Annotated in this window: 23 protein-coding genes; 20 read left to right on the top strand and 3 right to left on the bottom strand. The window is 64.0% G+C overall.

What is annotated here, in order from left to right; genetic code table 11:
• Positions 1-298 precede the first annotated feature (298 nt).
• The 19 genes from JQ586_RS15930 to JQ586_RS15840 all read left to right on the top strand — a co-directional run bounded on the left by JQ586_RS15930 (position 299) and on the right by JQ586_RS15840 (position 12,766).
• Positions 299-652 carry a hypothetical protein gene (locus tag JQ586_RS15930; protein WP_212395538.1) on the top strand — a complete coding sequence of 118 codons (354 nt, stop codon included), beginning with the start codon at positions 299-301 and terminating at the stop codon, positions 650-652.
• On the top strand, positions 649-2,415 hold the full coding sequence (locus tag JQ586_RS15925; RefSeq protein WP_212395537.1) for a hypothetical protein: 1,767 nt from the start codon (positions 649-651) through the stop codon (positions 2,413-2,415). Before JQ586_RS15930 ends, JQ586_RS15925 begins: the two co-directional genes overlap by 4 nt.
• Before the next feature lie 41 nt (positions 2,416-2,456).
• Entirely contained in the window at positions 2,457-2,747 is a 291-nt protein-coding gene (locus JQ586_RS15920; RefSeq protein WP_212395536.1) for a hypothetical protein, read from the top strand.
• 17 nt (positions 2,748-2,764) lie between these two features.
• Complete coding sequence (locus tag JQ586_RS15915) at positions 2,765-4,339, top strand: phage portal protein (protein WP_212395535.1); 1,575 nt, start codon at positions 2,765-2,767, stop codon at positions 4,337-4,339.
• Positions 4,336-4,503, top strand: coding sequence for a hypothetical protein (locus tag JQ586_RS15910; protein WP_212395534.1), 168 nt, complete (start codon positions 4,336-4,338; stop codon positions 4,501-4,503). The genes JQ586_RS15915 and JQ586_RS15910 overlap by 4 nt, the downstream gene beginning before the upstream one ends.
• A complete protein-coding gene (locus JQ586_RS15905) occupies positions 4,504-4,713 on the top strand; it encodes a hypothetical protein (protein WP_212395533.1) in 210 nt (69 codons plus the stop codon).
• Positions 4,714-4,715: 2 nt separating this feature from the next.
• A complete protein-coding gene (locus tag JQ586_RS15900) occupies positions 4,716-5,168 on the top strand; it encodes a hypothetical protein (protein WP_212395532.1) in 453 nt (150 codons plus the stop codon).
• An 18-nt stretch (positions 5,169-5,186) separates the two neighbouring features.
• Positions 5,187-5,354, top strand: a complete 168-nt coding sequence (locus JQ586_RS15895; protein ID WP_212395531.1) for a hypothetical protein — start codon at positions 5,187-5,189, stop codon at positions 5,352-5,354.
• Positions 5,351-5,704 (top strand): hypothetical protein, encoded by a 354-nt coding sequence (locus tag JQ586_RS15890; protein ID WP_212395530.1) that lies wholly within the window; start codon positions 5,351-5,353, stop codon positions 5,702-5,704. Before JQ586_RS15895 ends, JQ586_RS15890 begins: the two co-directional genes overlap by 4 nt.
• 197 nt (positions 5,705-5,901) lie before the next feature.
• Positions 5,902-7,824 carry a hypothetical protein gene (locus tag JQ586_RS15885; protein ID WP_212395529.1) on the top strand — a complete coding sequence of 641 codons (1,923 nt, stop codon included), beginning with the start codon at positions 5,902-5,904 and terminating at the stop codon, positions 7,822-7,824.
• Between the two features lie 3 nt (positions 7,825-7,827).
• Positions 7,828-8,034: a hypothetical protein gene (locus tag JQ586_RS15880; RefSeq protein WP_212395528.1), complete on the top strand. Its 207-nt coding sequence runs from the start codon at positions 7,828-7,830 to the stop codon at positions 8,032-8,034.
• 10 nt (positions 8,035-8,044) lie between these two features.
• Positions 8,045-8,341 (top strand): hypothetical protein, encoded by a 297-nt coding sequence (locus JQ586_RS15875; protein WP_212395527.1) that lies wholly within the window; start codon positions 8,045-8,047, stop codon positions 8,339-8,341.
• Entirely contained in the window at positions 8,338-8,553 is a 216-nt protein-coding gene (locus JQ586_RS15870; RefSeq protein ID WP_212395526.1) for a hypothetical protein, read from the top strand. Before JQ586_RS15875 ends, JQ586_RS15870 begins: the two co-directional genes overlap by 4 nt.
• A 400-nt stretch (positions 8,554-8,953) precedes the next feature.
• On the top strand, positions 8,954-9,349 hold the full coding sequence (locus JQ586_RS15865) for a hypothetical protein (protein WP_212395525.1): 396 nt from the start codon (positions 8,954-8,956) through the stop codon (positions 9,347-9,349).
• A 181-nt stretch (positions 9,350-9,530) separates the two neighbouring features.
• The gene (locus JQ586_RS41540; RefSeq protein WP_212395524.1) at positions 9,531-9,686 is read left to right on the top strand and encodes an Arc family DNA-binding protein; all 156 of its coding nucleotides are present in this window, start codon (positions 9,531-9,533) and stop codon (positions 9,684-9,686) included.
• The gene (locus tag JQ586_RS15855; RefSeq protein WP_212395523.1) at positions 9,686-10,171 is read left to right on the top strand and encodes a hypothetical protein; all 486 of its coding nucleotides are present in this window, start codon (positions 9,686-9,688) and stop codon (positions 10,169-10,171) included. The genes JQ586_RS41540 and JQ586_RS15855 overlap by 1 nt, the downstream gene beginning before the upstream one ends.
• A complete protein-coding gene (locus JQ586_RS15850) occupies positions 10,172-10,462 on the top strand; it encodes a hypothetical protein (RefSeq protein ID WP_212395522.1) in 291 nt (96 codons plus the stop codon). It begins immediately after the preceding gene.
• A gap of 26 nt (positions 10,463-10,488) precedes the next feature.
• The gene (locus JQ586_RS15845) at positions 10,489-11,631 is read left to right on the top strand and encodes an integrase (RefSeq protein ID WP_312016973.1); all 1,143 of its coding nucleotides are present in this window, start codon (positions 10,489-10,491) and stop codon (positions 11,629-11,631) included.
• Positions 11,632-11,794: 163 nt separating this feature from the next.
• Entirely contained in the window at positions 11,795-12,766 is a 972-nt protein-coding gene (locus JQ586_RS15840) for a DUF2336 domain-containing protein (protein WP_212395520.1), read from the top strand.
• On the opposite strand, the gene JQ586_RS15835 is transcribed toward JQ586_RS15840, so the two are convergent.
• Positions 12,763-13,107: a DUF1491 family protein gene (locus tag JQ586_RS15835; RefSeq protein ID WP_212395519.1), complete on the bottom strand. Its 345-nt coding sequence runs from the start codon at positions 13,105-13,107 to the stop codon at positions 12,763-12,765. The genes JQ586_RS15840 and JQ586_RS15835 overlap by 4 nt on opposite strands.
• Before the next feature lie 221 nt (positions 13,108-13,328).
• On the opposite strand from JQ586_RS15835, the gene JQ586_RS15830 reads away from it, so the two are divergent.
• The gene (locus tag JQ586_RS15830; protein WP_212395518.1) at positions 13,329-14,966 is read left to right on the top strand and encodes an ankyrin repeat domain-containing protein; all 1,638 of its coding nucleotides are present in this window, start codon (positions 13,329-13,331) and stop codon (positions 14,964-14,966) included.
• A 13-nt stretch (positions 14,967-14,979) separates the two neighbouring features.
• On the opposite strand, the gene JQ586_RS15825 is transcribed toward JQ586_RS15830, so the two are convergent.
• Positions 14,980-15,699: a peptidoglycan-binding protein gene (locus tag JQ586_RS15825; protein WP_312016972.1), complete on the bottom strand. Its 720-nt coding sequence runs from the start codon at positions 15,697-15,699 to the stop codon at positions 14,980-14,982.
• Complete coding sequence (locus tag JQ586_RS15820) at positions 15,692-17,509, bottom strand: PAS domain-containing sensor histidine kinase (RefSeq protein WP_212395517.1); 1,818 nt, start codon at positions 17,507-17,509, stop codon at positions 15,692-15,694. Before JQ586_RS15820 ends, JQ586_RS15825 begins: the two co-directional genes overlap by 8 nt.
• Between the last annotated feature and the right edge of the window lie 413 nt (positions 17,510-17,922).

Below are 17,922 nucleotides of genomic sequence, written 5' to 3'. Positions count from 1 at the left end.
TTCCCCGCCCCGGCCTCGCCCATGCGCTCGGCGATCCTGGCTGGCCTCGGACACCGGGCCACCCGCCGGGGCGCTGTACGGGCTCCGCTGGCCTTCCTAGACCCCATGGGGATCTTTGCCTAGGAACAAAAGCCCGAACTGCACCAAGATGGTGTAGAAACGTCAACATGTTCAAAGCCTTGTGAACGTGCGGCGGCTTTATGCAAGTCTCATGCCGAAGTATATATGAGATATCGGCCGGGTATTGGCCGGGTATCGATGGTTTATTCGCCGGTTACCGAGCGCATTGGAGTCCGCCGTGCCGAAGCTGACCGAGAACGCCTTGCGCTACTTCGCTGAGCCGATTGATGGCCGGTCAAAGATGGGCCGTGCACTGAAGGCAGCGGAGCGGCGCCGCCGTGCGATCGCGACTAAGCTGATCGGCGGACTGGGCCGGCCACCGACAGAGGCCGATGAGGTCTGGGCCAGCAACCTAGCCTCGATGGTGTTCCGTGCCGAGGCGCTGGAGAGTGCCGGCGGCGATACGATCGAGCTGCGCCGCCTGATCAATCAGATGTTGAAGCCATCGGCGAAGCCTGCATCGGCACCGCAGCAGGAAATCCGCCGTTCGCCCGCCGAGCGCTGGGCCACCAAGGTGGAGCCCAGCTCATGAACTTCGGCATCACGATCGACACGTTCCTGTCCGGGCTCTTGTGGCTCGACGGCCAGCCGCTGGTGGTCGAGCCGTACAGGCTGGACATCTTCAAGCGGACCTTCGCGCCGGACTCCGCGATCTCGATGGTGTTGGCTGGACGCGGGAAGAAGAACAGCAAGTCGCTCGACCTGATCCTGGCCGCGCTCTACTGCCTGCTGTTCGCCGACGCGCCGCAGGGCAACGATGTTCTCTTGGTCGCCAACGATGCTGGACAGGCTGGCGATGACCTTGACCTTGCCAAGAAACTGATCGAGGCGAACCCCGATCTCCTCGCCGCCGATCTCGAATGCTTCTCCGATCAGATCAGGCGCAAGGACGGTCGCGGCACCATGCGCGTGCTGGCGTCCGGTAACGCGATCGGCCAGCACGGCAAGACCGGCGTGTTTATCGGTTACGACGAAATCCACGGCTTCACAGACTGGGATTTGCTGGAGGCGTTGCAGCCGGACCCGACGCGGTACTGCTTGCAGTGGATCACGTCATACGACAGCGTCTTCGACACCGAAGGCTGTCCGCTGCACGACCTGAAGAAGATCGGCATCGATGGCACCGACCAGAGCATGCTCTTCAGCTGGTACAGCGCCGACCTCTGCACCGATCCGGCCTTCGCCGAGCTGGAGCCCGATCTCCGAGCGAATCCGTCACTGGCGAGCTGGCCGGATGGCCGCGCCTATCTCGATCGACAGCGGCGCCGTCTGCCCTCTGCGAAGTTTCGCCGGCTGCATCACAATCTCCCCGGAGCGCCGCAAGGCACCTTCTTCGACCAAGGCAAGGTCGAGGCCGCCATCGTCGCGGGCCGCCGTGAGCTGGCTCCAGAACCCGGCGTCGACTACCTGGCCGCGATCGACATGTCGGGCGGCAGCTCTGACGACGCCGTTCTGTCGATCTCGCATTGGAACCCGGTGCGTCGGGTCGCGGTGCAGGATGTCCTAGTTGATCAGGGCGAGCCTACGCCATTCAACCCGCGTCTGTTCGTCGGTCGAGCGGCCGCCATCGCCCGGAAGTATCGCTGCAGGCAGATTCACGGCGATGCCTACGCCGGCGAAGTGTTCCGCTGCGATTTCGCCGATCATGGGCTCGATTATGTCGTGACCGACCAGACGGCCACCGAGTTCTACGAATCGCTGGAGGTCGCGCTCAATGCCGGACAGGTCGAGTTGCTCGATCAGTCCAAGCTGCGGCGCCAGCTGCTGACGCTGATCCGCAAGGGCGCCTCGATCACCCATCCCGGCGGCCAGCACGACGACCACGCCAACGCCAGCGCGATCGCGATGGTGCTAGTGAACCCGGAGATCGGCGCCGATGCCGAGCCCGGCATGCTGGGCTTTATGCGCCAGCAGGTCGAGCGCAAGGTCGGTGTCGCGCAATACGTGGATGCGTCTCGGTGCAAGATCGTCACGGTCAAGGTGCCGATGGAGACCAGCCACGTGATGGTCGGCGGTGTCGCCTATCTCGTGCGGCTCAACGGCGATGCCCGCACCGTCGAACTGCCGGCACCGCATGCACTCGAACTGCTCGAAGGGCCGTTGTCGCCGTTCCGATCGGCCAATGCCGAGTTGCTGCAGGTTCTGCAGGATCGCGCCAAGCTCGAAAACTACAAGCACAGCCGGCTCGGCGAGGGCATCAAGGTCGCCGACTTGCTGCAGGCCCAGCGCGACGCCCGGCCTACCGTGATGGATGAGATGCAGGCGGTTCACCGTGCCAAGTGGGGGCTGCAATGACCCTTGCCGCAGACCGACACATCCGCAGAGTGCATCGGCTCATGGCTCGGCCGAACGCATCCAGAGACGCCACAGAGGCCGCCGAGGCCTGCAAGGCCGCTGGCCTGTCGCTGCATGAGGCCATGGCCGAGCTGCGCCGCATCCACGAGCTGACGGCGGCTGCACTGACACAGGACCGCGTGTCCTTGCCGGCGCATCTGGCGCGGCAGATCACGATCGACACCGCCCGCCTGATCTCACTGTTCGGCGAGCACGCGCTTGTGGTGCTGCATCGCGAGACTCTGGCGCGCACCTACGCGCTGATGGCCGCATACGGCCAGCGCACGAGATAACAAGGGGGCGCCAGACAATGGCGAGCGAAGATGACGAGATCGAGAAAGCGGCCCTAGTCCACACCGAGCGCGGTCTCGGCCGTGAGCTGACGACGCAGACCACGGGTGCGCCTGTGGCCGCCGCCGGTCAAACTGCTGCGGACTGGTTCGGCCCGTTGCAGCCGATGCGCCCGACGGCGCCGCCGGATGTTGCTGGCCGCACCCGCGACTTCCAGACCGGCACCAACCTCCTCGTGCAGCCGCGCGCGGAAGAGTCTGTTCCCTTCGTTACGCTGCGGGCACTGGCCGACAACTGCGATATCCTGCGGCTGGTGATCGAGCGGCGCAAGGATCAGATCACTCGCCTGCCTTGGTGTGTGCGTGTCCGACATGACGGCAACGGCGCCCGACCGAAGGCGTCGGCACTGTCGGCACACCACCGCGCTCAAATCCGCGAGGTGACGCAACGCCTCCGCGCACCATCGTGGCAGCTGTCGTTCCGCTCGTGGGTGCGGTCTCTCTTGGAAGACATGCTCGTGCTCGACGCGCCGACGCTGCATATCAAACGCAACACCTTCGGCGGCATCGCCGACCTGACCGTGATCGACGGCTCGACCATCCGCCCAATCATAGACGCGCACGGCCAGCGACCCCGCCCGTTCCTCTACAGCGGCGGCTCCATCGAATGGCTGGGCCAGACGATCGACCCCGCCCAGATGGCCGATCAGGGCTTCGAGCGCGTCGGCAACTTCATCTATCCGCCGGCCTACACCCAGGTGCTCAAGGGCATGCCCGCGGTCCACTACACCACGAACAGCCTGATCTATCGGCCGCAGAATCCGCGGCCACAGACCGGCTATGGCTTCTCACCGACTGAGCAGGTGATGGTTACTGCGCGCATTGCCACTGGGCGCGCGTTCTCCCAGTTGAGCTACCTGTCCGAGGGTAATCAGCCGGACGCAATCGTCACGATGCCCGCATCGTGGACTCCAGACAACATCCAGCGGTTTCAGGATTACTTCGACTCCCTTCACAGCGGCAACCTCGCCGAACGGCGCCGACTGAAGTTCATGCCGGAAGGCAAGTATCAGGAGTTGAAAGAGCCGCCGCTGAAGTCGGAATTTGACGAGTGGCTTTGGCGCATCATCGCTCTCGCATTCAGCTACCCGCACAGCGCGCTGGTCAAGCAACAGAACCGCGCCACCTCCGAGCAGAGCGAGCGAACCGCAGAGGAAGAAGGCCTTGAGCCGACGAAGCAGTGGCTGGCCGATCTGCTCAACGAGATCATCGCCGACTTCTTCGATGCGCCAGATCTCGAGTTCGCGTGGCTGGAAGAAGATGAAGTCGACCAAGAGAAGCAGGCGACCATCCTCTCGAAATACGTCAGCGATGGCATCTTGACCCCGAACGAGGCAAGGCAGCGTCTCGGCGAAGAGCCAGACCCGAGCCCTGCGGCCAACATGCTCGGCATCAAAACGGCCACCGGCCGCGCGCCACTCGATCATGTCAACGCCACCGCCGAGGCCACCGATCTCAAGGCCGATGCCGACAAGGCATGGCGCGGTCTCTCTCTCGAAAAGATCGCGGTGAAACTGAAGGATACGCGACCATGACCGCGCTGCTGACCGCACGTGATCGGGAGTTCTACAGGCTTCGCCGCGAGATTGAACGGGTCGAGCAGTGGCTCCGCGATGAGGCCGGAGATCGGCGAGCTGTCGCTTTCCATCGCGCCCGGCTCGCGGAGCTGCATGCTGCACTCGACATGCTGGAGGACTAGATGACCGCAATCAAGATCAACAAAATGTTTCAGCCCATCGGGCGAATGTTGGCGCCGTCTCACAAGGAGCTTCGGCTCGCCAGCGGCAACATTGTCATTCCAGACGATCGCGGCGAAGTGGTGGTCTGGGATCAGCGCGACCGCCACGAACTAGCAGACGCCGGCTGGCACATCGGCGGCGTCTACGCCAAAGGCACATTGGAGGACTAGCAATGTACGGCACCACAAACAGAGAGCCACTCTACAGGAACGGCACAGACGCCGTCGACTTCGAGCGGCAACAGCGCCTTGCAAAGGGCGGCCACCTGACCACATCCGCAGCCGAGCGCAGCGGCACCGCCGGCACTGTCGACCCCAATCGCCGCCGAGAGCTTGGCGAGGCTGAGGTCAACATCGGCAGCAGACACTACCGCGTTCGCGTCGGTCTCGACAGCGCCGCGCTGTTTGTGCACGGCCATCGGATCGAGCTTACCGATGTAGGTCCACTGCTCAGACAAGCCCTGAACGCCACGGCAGCCGCGCTCAACGCTGCGCAAGGTCGCGAAGAACAAGCCGCCCAGATCGAGATTTTGGGCGCCATGCTAGATCGCGTGATGCAGCGGCTGCCCGTCGCCGCCGACGCCGTTGTCAGAGAGATCGATAGGCTGCGATACGCAGCGATGTAGTTGAAGGAGAGCACCACAATGATGGAAGCTCTAGCGCGCGAACAGAACCGCAAGCGGGCGAGGCAAAAACTTGCGGCCGCACTCGCGGCCCTGACGCAAGGGGACGCTGAAGATTTGGTCGACGCCATCGATCGCTACATCGAGGCGCGCCTCTACTCTGACCGCAGTTTGAGGAGACCACAATGAAAGAGCTAGTAGAACTGCGGCCCAGCACAACCCTTGCGGAGCGGATGTGTGAGGCGAACCGGAATGGTCATGGTGGCACGTTCACGTATCTTGTAGCGCACCCGGATGGCTTTCACTCGGTGACTTGCCTTATCGACAGCAACCTGCGGATCACGGTCGACCGCGACATGGTCGACCAATATCCGGACTGGGACACGGTCAGGGTGATCGAGCAGCCGGAGACAGTCGACGAATTGCGCGCCGCCGGCTGGCCTGAAGATCAAGTCGAACTTCGGCGCAAGGTGATGCCGCTGCTCGAAGGTTTCAAGAAAACGAAGGCGGAGTTTGAAGCTGCGGTGGCGGCTCTCTGACATGAGACCGCGCGCAGCTTGCTCTCCATCGAGCCGCGCGCCCGGTGGCGGCAGGGGTAGGTCGCCTTCTTCCCCCTGTCGCCACCAACAATTCGGTGCTTCGCCGGGGACGGTGATTGCATCGCGCATCTCGATCACTGACGGCGGATGTAACCGCAGTAATCGAGATGCAAAACCAATGAACTGGAGGCAGGCTCGTGGACACATATCGCATCGGCATCTCTATCGTCTTGTCGAACACGCCGCTCGCCGCGTTGCAGGTGATCGCAAGTCGGTTGCTCGGTCTGCACGGCCATGTTGGCCGCATCAACAGCGGCTTCCAGTCTTGGAAGACGAGCCTCGATCTGGTCGCCGCCGTCGGCTTGGCCGGCGTGTTGGCCGGAATTGAAAAAGTCACTCAGGCGACCAAGGACTATCAGTCCGAGTTGATCAAGCTGGAGCGCATCGGCGGCAGCATGCAAAAGGCCGTTCTCGGCGGTGACGTTTCTCGGCAGGCCTTCGGTATCGCCCAGCGCGTGCCGATGAAGGTCGAGGATCTGATGAAGATCCCGGGCCTCACCTACTCGATTCTGCGCGGCGATATGGGTGAGGTCAACCAGACCTGGGAGCCGCTCGCCAAGTTCGGCTACGTGCTGTCGTCGGGTGGTCACCGCGGCGGCGAGGATGTCACAAAGGATGTTGCAGCCGCACTGCGCGCCGGCGAACTGACCGGCCGCATCACCGACACCGAAGGCAAGATCGACCTCAAGAAGCTGAACGACTGGCTCGACACTGTTGCGCGCATCACCGCGACCACGCACGGCACGGTGAACGGCCAGACGCTGCTCGGCATGGCGCAACAGGGCGGGTTCACCATGAGGAATCTCTCGCCAGAGGGCATGCAGCAGATGGCCATCGCCGCGCAGGTGATGGGAGGCCAGCGCGCCGGCACCGCCTACATGTCGCTGTGGCAGCAGATGGGCGCGGGCACCATGTTCACCCGCACCGCCGAGGGGCTCGAGAAGCTCGGCTTCCTCACCGACAAGGACTGGCACACCGACCACGGCCGCGTCATCCTCGAGGACTCTGGCAAGAAGAAACTGTCGAGCCTGATCGCCCAAGACCCGATGATCTTCGCCCAGGAGGTGAAGAAGCGGATGGACGAGCGCGGGATCACCGATCCCGACGACCGCACCACCATGCTGATGTCGATGCTGAACCGCCAGACCACGCAGCGGTTCATGGGCGAAATGTTCTCCAACATGCAGCAGCAGCTCGCCGAGCGCGGGATAATGATGCAGGGCATGGGCGCGGGCGAGTCGTTCGACCTTCTCAAGAACAAGGACATCGCGACCAATCTAGAGGCGGTCAGCAACGCTTGGCACAATCTCCTCGTTGCGGTCGGCTCCTCGCACAGCACAGAGATCGTCAGCACGCTGAAGGGGATCACCGACTTCATCAACAACATCACGTCTGCCTTCCGCGACTCCGACAAGCTGCGGTTCGGCGGCGAAGGTGATCTCGACCCCAAGCTTGACCCATGGGCCAACATCTGGAGCAAGCTGTCCGGGCAGATGGACCGTGGTGCTGATGATTTCTCTGCGTGGCAGCAGCGGTTGATCAATGATGCCCTTGCCCATCTCAAGGATACCTTGAAGGACGCCTTCACGAGCGCCGTGAGTTCGGTCACCGACTGGGCCAGCGCTCAGTGGCGCGCGCTCGCGAGCTCGCTCGACGGCATCAAGACCACCCTGACCAACTTCTTCGACGGCCTGATCGGAGCGGCACAGCGCATCGCCGACTTCGTGAATAAATGGGGCGGCCGGCTGGGGTGGATGTTTGGATTCGGCGGCGAGAAGGTGCCCGGCCTTGAGGATCACGCCCTCAAGCACAAGTCGTCGCTAGATGGTCTGTGGCCGAGCGGTGGTGAAGTCCTGCGACCCGTGCCGGTGATGTTCAACCCGTCCACGAACCAGCCGAGGCACGAGCAGAACTCCTTCTCGCTCAACATCGACGGCCAGACGTTGGCACAGACCATGATCGACAAAATCTGCGAGATGACGACCTACCCGACCGGCGCGCCGACGCCGGACGGTATGGGCCAATGGTTCGCGGGCGATCACAACTACACGGATACCTAGGCCATGCAGAAGCTGTACATCGAGCTTGATTTAGATGCCGCATGTGAGCGCTACGACATCGACCGCGAGGGCGCGATCGAGTTGGCGCAGCAGATCATCACGAAACATGGCGGCCTAGGCGTCATCAGAGATGAGGCCACCGCGCACGAGCTGTTCGATGACCTCGCCGCCCATGGCCTGCGACCGACAGCCGGCCATCGCGTACAGTGAGAGCACCGCTATGCCCAAGACCGCCGTCGACCCCTTCTTTTCCACGAATGCCGAGCCCGTCACCGCCGGCCGCCATTCCATGGTGGTCTCGGCCAGCGCCGCCGATCTCCCGCACGTCACATCGTCCCTGATCGTCAACTGCGGTGCCACGGCGGGCTCGATCACCGTGCTCATGCCGGACGATCTCGACACCAACGGCGTCGTGGTCCCGATCGCGGCGAACTCGACCACACAGCTGCAGCTCCAGGTCCGCGCCGTCACCGCGATCGGCACGGGCATCGGGGTCTGCGCCATGTGGTCGGCATGATCAGCGAGCTGACGGCTGAATGGATTCGGCTGAAGGAAGAAGAGTTGAAATCGGCGCAACATGCGCCGAAATCAAAAACTCAGCTCTCCCGCTTCCTGCCCCGTCTGTTGACTGTGGTCTCTACTGTATCAGATGATACATTAGATCGCGCCGCGAGCCCGCTGGGTGGGCGATCTGGCCGCCGCTGTCTTGGGCCAAGCTACGGGAAATAACTCACCACGGCCTGCCGCTGCCGGTCGACATTGCTCCGAAGAGCAAAGTTGACCAACACGACTTTGATTTCGTTGCAGGTTGCAACGATTTCACCGCGTGGGGCACATGGGTGCCCTCCTTTTCAGTGCGGGCGAAACGCTCACTTCTCGGTGATCTAGATCGCTTACACCAAGCAGGTGAAATGCTTTCGCGCTCGCCATCGAAATTTCGACAGTAAATCGAGCGCCGATTGGTCCGTCTTTCCACCAGTTCGGTGCAATGCCCTACGTGAAGTTCACCAAGTTGGTCTCATTGACGCGCGGCAAGCACAGGTGCAGCCTTGTCAGGCCATCGAATGGCGAGCGGCCCAAGGTGGTTGCAGCACCAAGGGCCGCCCTAACCCTGACCATGAGGATTGTCATGACCAAGGCTGCCGTACGTTCTAGCACCACAATCACCGACATCACCAACCCGGATGCCGCCCTGCTCGGCCTGATCGCGCAGCACGACGCGATGTTCGATAGATTGAACGACATGTGCATCGCGGAGGACGAAGGCCGCGCCGACTGGGACAGGGCCGAGCACGACGCCCTCTCCAATGAGGCCGAGCGGCTCGCCGCCTTGATCATCAGCGTGCCGGCAAGCACCCAGCTCGCGATCGACGGCAAGATGCGTGTGGCCCAAGATGAGGACTTCCTAGGCGACAACCTCACCCGGAGCATGCTCATCCTCGATCGCAAGCGTATCAATGCCGCTCGGATTGCTCGACGCATCAAGGCGGCTCGGCGCTCGGTCGAGCGAGCCGCCGCCGCGTAGTCCTACACCGAGCCCGCCGCCGCGTAGTCCTACACCGAGACACACAGGCCCGCCCTCCCCGGCGGGCCTTTTCAATGCGAGGGGGTCATTCTCGTCATCGTGATGCCGTTTAACGGCAAGCCGCGTGCCAGCATTCTGATAGCGCCGCGCGCCTGATGCGGTTGCGGAACGGGAGATTTCGATGGCCGTGAAACTACTCTTGAGAGTTCCCCCCGAACTTCGTGATGCATTGCAAGCTGAGGCCGAGCAGAATTGCCGCTCTGTAAACGGCCACGTCATCTACCTCTTGCGCGAGGCCGTTCGTCGCGATCGCGAGCAACGGCAAGAGGTACGGTGATGTCTTTCGTCTACGACGACGGTGGTCGAGCAGCCACAGGCTTCAAAGGCAGCGCCGGCGATTGCGTCACGCGCGCCATCGCCATCGCCACCGGCAGGCCATACCGCGAGGTCTATGACGCACTCGCTGTCGGCCTTCTCGATTATGTCGCCGCGCATCGCGATCGCACTGCCAAGCGCATCGCGCGAGGTGGTGGCCGCAAGGGCACTACACCGCGCAATGGCGTGTCGCGCAAAGTATGGGGCGCGTACCTCAAAGGCCTCGGCTGGCACTGGGTGCCGACAATGAAAATTGGCTCCGGCTGCAGGGTGCATCTCCGGAGTGATGAGCTGCCGGCCGGCCGGATCATCGTCAGTGTGTCCCGCCATGCGGTCGCTGTCATAGATGGCGTCATTCACGACACCTACGATTGTTCCCGCGACGGCACGCGATGCGTCTACGGCTACTACATGCCGGCGGGCCAGACGACCAAGGCGAGCGCCTAGGTGAAGCGACAGCCCTACACTCTCGATACTTTGCCCCTCTATGCGACCGACGAGGAGATCGGCGAGGTCGTGCTTGGGGTCGAAAGAAAGGGTGAGTTCAAGGGGCTTGCCGTCTTGCTCGAGCGGCAGGGAATGCCGAAGATCAGCCCCCTGCTTGGGGGCCGATACGTTCCAGCGGTCAAGCAGTTCTTCGACACTTACAACGGCTTGTCACAATCGGTCCCGGCACGCCCTGACGGTACGGAGGGAGAATGGACATCAGGCAGGAACGCCCGAAAAGCCCGGGCTTGAAATGGCGAAAGCGAAAGGAGGGTGACGTGCCCTACTGGTTCGCTGACGCTGCAGCGGTGCGGGCCGGCTTCACCATCAAGAGCCGGAATCTGTCGCACCTTGTGTCGACACCGGCGCAGGTGGTCGAGCAGGCGCAGATTCTTCAGCGCGAGATGCTGGCCTTCATGGCCGGCGATCAGCGAGGTGCCGTCAAGTTCGATCGCACCTTCAAGTCGCTGCTCGAAATCTACCAGACCGACACCGAGAGCCCCTACCGCACCACTATCAAGAAGCACACGGCGCAGAGCTATGCGGTCTATTTGAAGAAGATGATCGTCCACATCGGCAATCGACGAATCGACGAATGCGATGGTCGTGACGTGCGCCGCTGGTTTAGACAGTGGCAGACGTCAGGCCTAGGCGCCGCTCGCATGTCGCTGGCGGTGCTGAAGGCGGCGGTGTCGTTCGGCATCGTTTGCAGGCTTCAGGGATGTGCCGAGTTCAAGACCATCCTTGGCGTGCTCGAGTTCGAGCGGCTGCCGAGCCGGAAGTTCGCACCGACCGCAGCCCAGATCATCGCCGCCCGGAAGGCCGCACACGCCGCTGGCGCACCAGAGCGGGCCTTGGCGTATGCCATCCAGTTCGAGACGACCCTGCGGCAATGGGACGTGATCGGGCAATGGGTCGGCCTCGATGATCCCCGACCGTCCGCTGTGATCGGCTACGGCATGAAATGGATCGGGCCGAGCTGGGCGGCAATCGACAGCAACCTGATCCTGGCCAAGGTGAAGCCAACCAAGACCGAGGACACGTCCGAGGTCGAGGTGTCGTTCGATCTCTCGGCCTGCCCGATGGTGTGCGAGGAACTGGCCCATATCCCGCCAGCCGAGCGCAAGGGGCCGCTGATCGTCAACCGCGACACCGGCCTGCCCTACATCAGGCACACGTTCCAGAACGGTTGGAAGGCCGACTTCAAGGCGGCAGGCCTGCCGGCAGGAATGTGGAACCGCGACCTTCGGGCCGGCGGGATCACCGAGGGCGGCATGGCCGGTGCATCCAAGGATGACCGCCGCAAGCTGGCCGGCCACGCGAAGGAAGAGACCACGGAAATCTATGACCGCGATCAGGTTGAGGCGCACCGACGGGTGATGCAGAAGCGCAAGCAATATCGGGCCGAGAACGGACAATAAACAGGCGGTCCTGAGGACCGGGACCGGATCGGACCGGACGTATTTTAGATCAATTGGTTAGGGTGGGTTAATATTAACCACCTCTTAAAGCAGCCAGCATAGGCTCGCTTGCATAGGCTTTTCCGAACCCGAATCCCTATTCACGTCGCATACACGCCCAAGGATGAGCGCAGCTCCACTCTTTCCCGGCTTCGACGGGCTGATGACGCTCTCCCGTCGCGAGGGCGTCGACATCCGCCCGACATTGCTGCGCGTCCTGACCGACCTCTATGTGCAAGCAAGCGCTCATTCCGCGGACGAGGAGCGACAGTTCGTCGAGCTCGCCTCCCGCCTGATCGACGAGGTCGATGACGCGACACGCGCCGCGGTGCGAGCGCGGCTGGCGATCTATCCGGCTGCGCCGCGCATGATCCTGGACAAGCTCGGGCTGCGCCGCACAGATCCCGACTTGCCGATGCCGGCCGCATCAGCCATTGCGGTGCCCGCCCCCGCGGCTCCGCCGCCGCGGATTCCGACCGAAGCCGAGCTGCGAATGGCCTCGAGCCTGTCGATGCGGCCGAATGACGCCGCCGAAATCTCGGACATGTTCTTTGCCGCCAGCGCCAGCGAGCGAGCGCTGATCCTGCACAATCTGCAGAACACCCCGCTGAAGGCTGCCGCGCGGATCCCGGCAGCGCGTGCCGCGCGGGCGATCCACATCCTCGAGATGGCCGCCTACGCCGAGGACACCGAAAACTTCACGACCGAAGTCGGCGAGGCGCTGATCCTGCCCTCGCGGATTGCCGAGCAGGTGGTGAATGATCAAGGCGGCGAGCCGCTCGCCTGCGCAATGCGGGCCCTCGACGTCTCGAGCGCCGCATTCCAGCGCATCCTGATGTTCCTCGATCCGGAAGCCGGATCGTCGGTAAACCACGTCTACCGCCTGTCCCGGCTCTACGATCGCCTGAGCGAGCGCTCGGCGCTGGTGATGCTGGCCGCATGGCGCGGCTCAACCATGGCGGTGACCCGGGCCAAGTACCGCTCCGCGCTTTATGATGACGAGCGCCAGCGCGCCCGCGCGACGCCGTCACAGACGCGGCCCGCCGCGCAACCAGGCAGCGTGCCCGCCATTCGCGGCCACAAATCCGGAAGCTAGCGCTTCGCCAAGTCGAGAAAATGCCGCCCCGAGCGATCTTCGGTCTCGACGATCCATGCGTCGGGATCGAAGCGGATCTCCTTGGCCAGTCGCTCCTCGACCGTCGGTTCCGGCAGCGGCTCGGGCGCAATCGGTGCGAACAGGCGCTCGGCCGGGCGGCTGTCGTCGTAGACCGTCTGTGGCGCAGGCGCATACAGCATCGCACGGCCATCCATCAGCGCCACCTTGACGAACACGGCGCCCGCCTCCTCGGCGCCCTTCTTGCGCACCGCGCCGAACACACCCTCGGTCTGGCAGCGGCGCAGATAGGCGGCCACCCAAATGCTCGATTTCAATCGCATGCGCCGATCCTATAGGGCAGCGGCGGCAGCCCGTCCAATCGTTGCGCCCGGTCCTGCGCGGGTTGACCGTCATGGCCACCGCTCCTATCCTCGCTGTCGCGGTGCAAGCCGCGCCCGGGTCCACGGGAAGGGTTGAACCCACTTGCAAGCTTGAAGCGGCAAATCCAGCCTTTGTGCAGCCGGTTTTGTGGACCATCGGCCATTGTTGCACGGAGGTTTCCATGGACCGATCGCCCGCGCGATTGAACCTCGAACATCTGAAGAAGCAGGCCAAGGAGCTGGTGCGGCTCTACAGGCAAGCGGTGCCGGAAGCGCTCGCCCGTTTCCGTCACGCACTTCCGACGGCAGCCGGACGCAGCGACGCCGAGATCATCGCACTTGATCTCAGGCTCCACGATGCGCAATCCTGCGTCGCGCGTGATCTGGGTTTTGCGTCGTGGCAAGACTTGCGGCGCTACGTCGAGGCGCAATCGCATACGGACAACAGCAGGGCCGAGCGCGTGCTGCGATGGCTGCAGCTCGTCTACGCCGGCGACGTCGACGGCACCACCAACCGCGCCAATCCGCGCGTCGCCGTGCGGATGCTTACCGAAGATCCCGATCTCGCCGCAGACGATCCTTACCTCGCATGCGCCGTCGGCGAGGAAGAGACCGTGCGCCGTGCCGCCGCTGATGATCCTGCCTGGGTCAATCGTGCCGGCGGCCCGCTGAAGTTGCTGCCGCTCGTCGCCGTCACCCATTCGAGCCTGCTCCAGGTCGCGGAGTTCTGCGATCGGCTGCATCGCTGCGCACGGATTCTTCTGCAGGCCGGCGCCGATCCGAACCAAAGCATCAGCAGCCGCTGGCCGCCGGCATCGCTCGGCGAACCCGACGACCGCTACAAGCTGTCAGCGCTGTATGGTGCGGCCGGTCGCAACCACGACCTGCAGCTCACCAAGATGCTGCTCGAGGCAGGCGCCGACCCTGACGACAATGAGTCGCTGTATCATTCGCTGGAAGGTTTCGTGACGACCGGCACGCTGCTCGAACATGGCGCACGGATCGCAGGCTCGAATGCGATGTACAAGGTGCTCGACAGCGAAAACGTCGCCGCGCTCGAGCTGCTGCTGCATCATGGCGGCGATCCGAACGAGCCGGCCGGCAATGCGCCGCTGACCGATTGCGGCTCGCCCCTGATGTGGGCCATCCGGCGGCGACGATCGCGCCGCTGCATCGCGACCTTGCTCGATGCGGGCGCGAACCCGAAGGTTGCGACACCCGACGGCATCAGCGCCTACAGGTTCGCGCTGCAATTCGGCCTGACCGATGTCGCCGATCTCTTGCGCGAGCGAACCGTGGCCGAGCCACTTGCGGATAGCGAGCAGTTCGTCGCGGCCTGCGCCGGCGGCGACACGGCCGAGGCACACCGCATCCAGGCCGAGCGTCCCGACCTTCCGGCCGCGCTCTCGACGCAGCAGCTACGGCTGCTTCCCGAGCTCGCCGCGGCAGGCGTTGATGACGCGGTGCGGCTGATGGTCGTGCTTGGCTGGCCGATCGCAGTGCGCGGCGGCGACTGGGATGCATCGGCGCTCAATCACGCCGTGTTCCGCGGCGATGCCAAACTGGCCCGGTTCCTGCTCGAGCATGGCGCCCAATGGACCGAGCAGCACGGCTTCGGCGACAACGCGGCCGGCACGCTGTCCTGGGCATCCTGCAACGAGCCGGTCGACGGCGGCGACTGGGCCGGCTGCGCGCAAGCCCTGCTCGACCACGGCCTGCCCCCCGCCATTCCGGATGGCAACGATCCGGAATGGGTTTTGATCGGGGGGCGCAGGAAGTTGTTCTCGGACGACGTCAGGGACGTCCTGCTCGGAACGTAGTTCGAGGACCGGACTACTCGATCGAATGACCGATCATCGCGGAGAGCTCGTGGACCAGGCGCTCGGACATCTGCCCGGTCACCGGCAGCTTGCGCGTGCGCTCGAACTTCGCGATCGCGGCCTGGGTGTCGGCGCCGATGGTCCCGCTCGGCTTGAGCTGGCCATAGCCATATTCGGTGAGCGCGCGCTGGACCGCGGCGATCCGCCGTCCGGCCGGGTTCATGCTGGCGGTCGGGATCGGCGCCGGCGGACGCAGGACGCTGGACGGCGGCGTGACCGGCGCCGGAGCGGCCGATTTCATCACCAGACTGGTCATCGGATCGGCCGACCTGGAATCGGACGGCCTGGCGTCGACAGGCCGGGGTTCCGGCGTGGGCACGACCGGCTTTGGCGGCTCGATCGCCGCCGGCTCGGCCGGCTGAGGCACGGCCTCGGCCGGCCGCGGGCGCGGCATGACGGGGCTGGAGGCGGCAGCAGCTTGCGCCGGCGGCGGCAGCGTCACGACGGATCCACCGAACATCGGCGACGGGTGGCGGCCAGCCTGCAGGAACAGGGCATTTGTCAGGATGGCGATGATGGCAGACGCTGCGAGGACGCCCGCAACCATGTCCTTCGGGCTGTGCAGCAGCATCCGGAGCAAAAGTCCGCGCTCTTGCTCGGGCTCGATTGCCACCGCCCTGGCGCCGCGGCGGCGGCGCGGCGCCTCATCATCATCCAACGTCTGTCTAGGCACTTTTCTTCACCTGATGGGCTTGTTCTTGTAATCCGGAGCGCGGCGCCGGCTTCAGGGTCGAGACATTGCTCGCCGGCTCGACGGCAGCCGTCGGCGAGAACGCCAGCGGCAACGCGACCGACACGGTGGTGCCCTCGCCGACCTTGCTTTCGACGTTCAGCTCTCCGTGGTGGAGATTGACCAGCCCCTTCACGATCGAGAGGCCGAGGCCGGTGCCTTCGTGCCGGCGCTGATAGGTCTTGCCGGCCTGGAAGAACGGATCACCGATCCGCTTGAGATCATCGGCGGCAATGCCAACGCCGGTGTCCGAGACACGCAACAGCAGCCGTGTACCTTCGAGCGCAGCCGATACGGTCACGTTGCCGCTGCGCTCGGTGAACTTGATGGCGTTGGACACCAGATTGAGCACGATCTGCTTGAAGGCGCGCGGATCGCCGTGCATGTCCGGCAATTCGTCGGGAACGCGGGTCACCAGATCGACGCCGTTCTCGCGCGCCTTGAGCGCGAGCAGGCTGCAGCAATTGACCAGCGCCGGCCGCGGAGCAAACGGCTCCGGAGAAATCTCGAAATTGCCGGACTCCATCTTCGACATGTCGAGGATGCCGTTGACCACAGACAGCAGGTGCTGGCCGGAGTCATTGATGAGCTGGGCGTATTCCTTGCGGCGTGCGGCATCGAGCCCCAGCACATCCTCCTGCGCGATCATCTCGGAGAAGCCGATGATGGCGTTGAGCGGCGTCCGCAGTTCGTGGCTCATGGTGGCCAGGAAACGCGTCTTCGATGCATCGGCCTGTTCTGCGGCGTTGCGGGCCTGTTCCAGCGCCTGCTCCTGCACCTTGCGATCGGTGACGTCGCGGATCACGGCAACGACCTCGGCTTCGCCGGGCGGCTGATCGAGCGGGCGGCAGCGCATCTCGACCCAGATGAAGTCGGGAGCGACGGCCTGCCCGCGCGCGGCATCGCGGCGCAGGCGGAATTCGACGCTGCACGCCTCGCCGCCACGCGCGGCATCCGAAAGCGCGGTGAGATAGGCCGGCCGATCCGCGACATGAACGCGGTCGAACAGGCCATGGCCCAGCAGCCGCGACACCGGTACGCCGAGCATGATCTCGGCCGCCGGTGAAACGAATCGCACCGCACCGTTGCGGCTGTGCCGCGACAACACGTCGCTCATGTTGTGGGCGAGCAGACGGTAGCGATCCTCCTCGACATAGAGCAGCGCCACGCTGGTGCGCGCCAGCGACTCGACGCCAAAGGCGAGCCCGGTCGCATAGAATATCGCCGACACCACACCAAAGCCGGCCAGCGTCCCGTGCGCCGCAACGCCAGCGTCGGGCGCCGGCAGCAGGTGATAGAAGCCCAGCACGCTCAGCAGCGCGGCGGAGCTCATCGCCAGCACGAAGGCAAACGCCACCACGCGCCGCGAGGCCGACAGTGCCGCCTCGATTGGAATCACCACAAGCCACACCGCCGCAAAGGACGCGATGCCGCCGGTCATCGCCGCGATCGTCAGGACCAGTCCGGCGAGCGCCAGCGACGATAGCACATGGGCACCTTCATAGCGGCCGGTGCGCGAGAGAAACCACGACAGCAGGATCGGCGCGATCAGCCAGGCGAACGCCATGACCTCGATCGCACTCGGCGCGCCGCGCATGGCAAGATAGGCCGGGAACGTCGCGAATGCCGCAAGGCTGCCGAGCAGCCGCGGCGCCATGAAGGCGCGGTGGCGTGCGCGCGTCAGCGCATCATAGCGTGCCGACGGGTGCAGCAACGCATCGAGGCAATCGCGGATCAAACTCAAAACACTCACAGCACTCGCGCCTCGGCTTCGATCATCGTCAGACAGACGCGCCGGAACGCCTCCTTGGTCATTGCGGGTCAACGTGTCAGAGCGAGCTTAAGCGAACGCTAAGGCGCGCGCGGCTGCCGGCAAACACCATGCATTCGCGGAGTTTTGGTCCGTGATCCGGCGTGCATTCGACCGGGATGGTGAACGACAGGTTTCCGGATGTGACGATCTATGGTTTCGAAATGGTAGAGGTCGCAAAGTCAGCGCATCCGGGATCGCATGACGCCATCAATCGAAAATTTACGCCGAATCGAATCAGACGCATTTTCAGCGATTTTTCGGCGAGTTTACTTCAATGCAAATACTTCCGATTTATCGACGCCTGCTACGCCTGAACCAACTGCGGCGCCGACCGCATGAAGCAAAAGACCAAC

This window comes from Bradyrhizobium jicamae, assembly GCF_018130215.1.
GTDB lineage: Bacteria > Pseudomonadota > Alphaproteobacteria > Rhizobiales > Xanthobacteraceae > Bradyrhizobium > Bradyrhizobium jicamae_A.
This window is presented reverse-complemented; position numbering and strand designations above follow the sequence as displayed.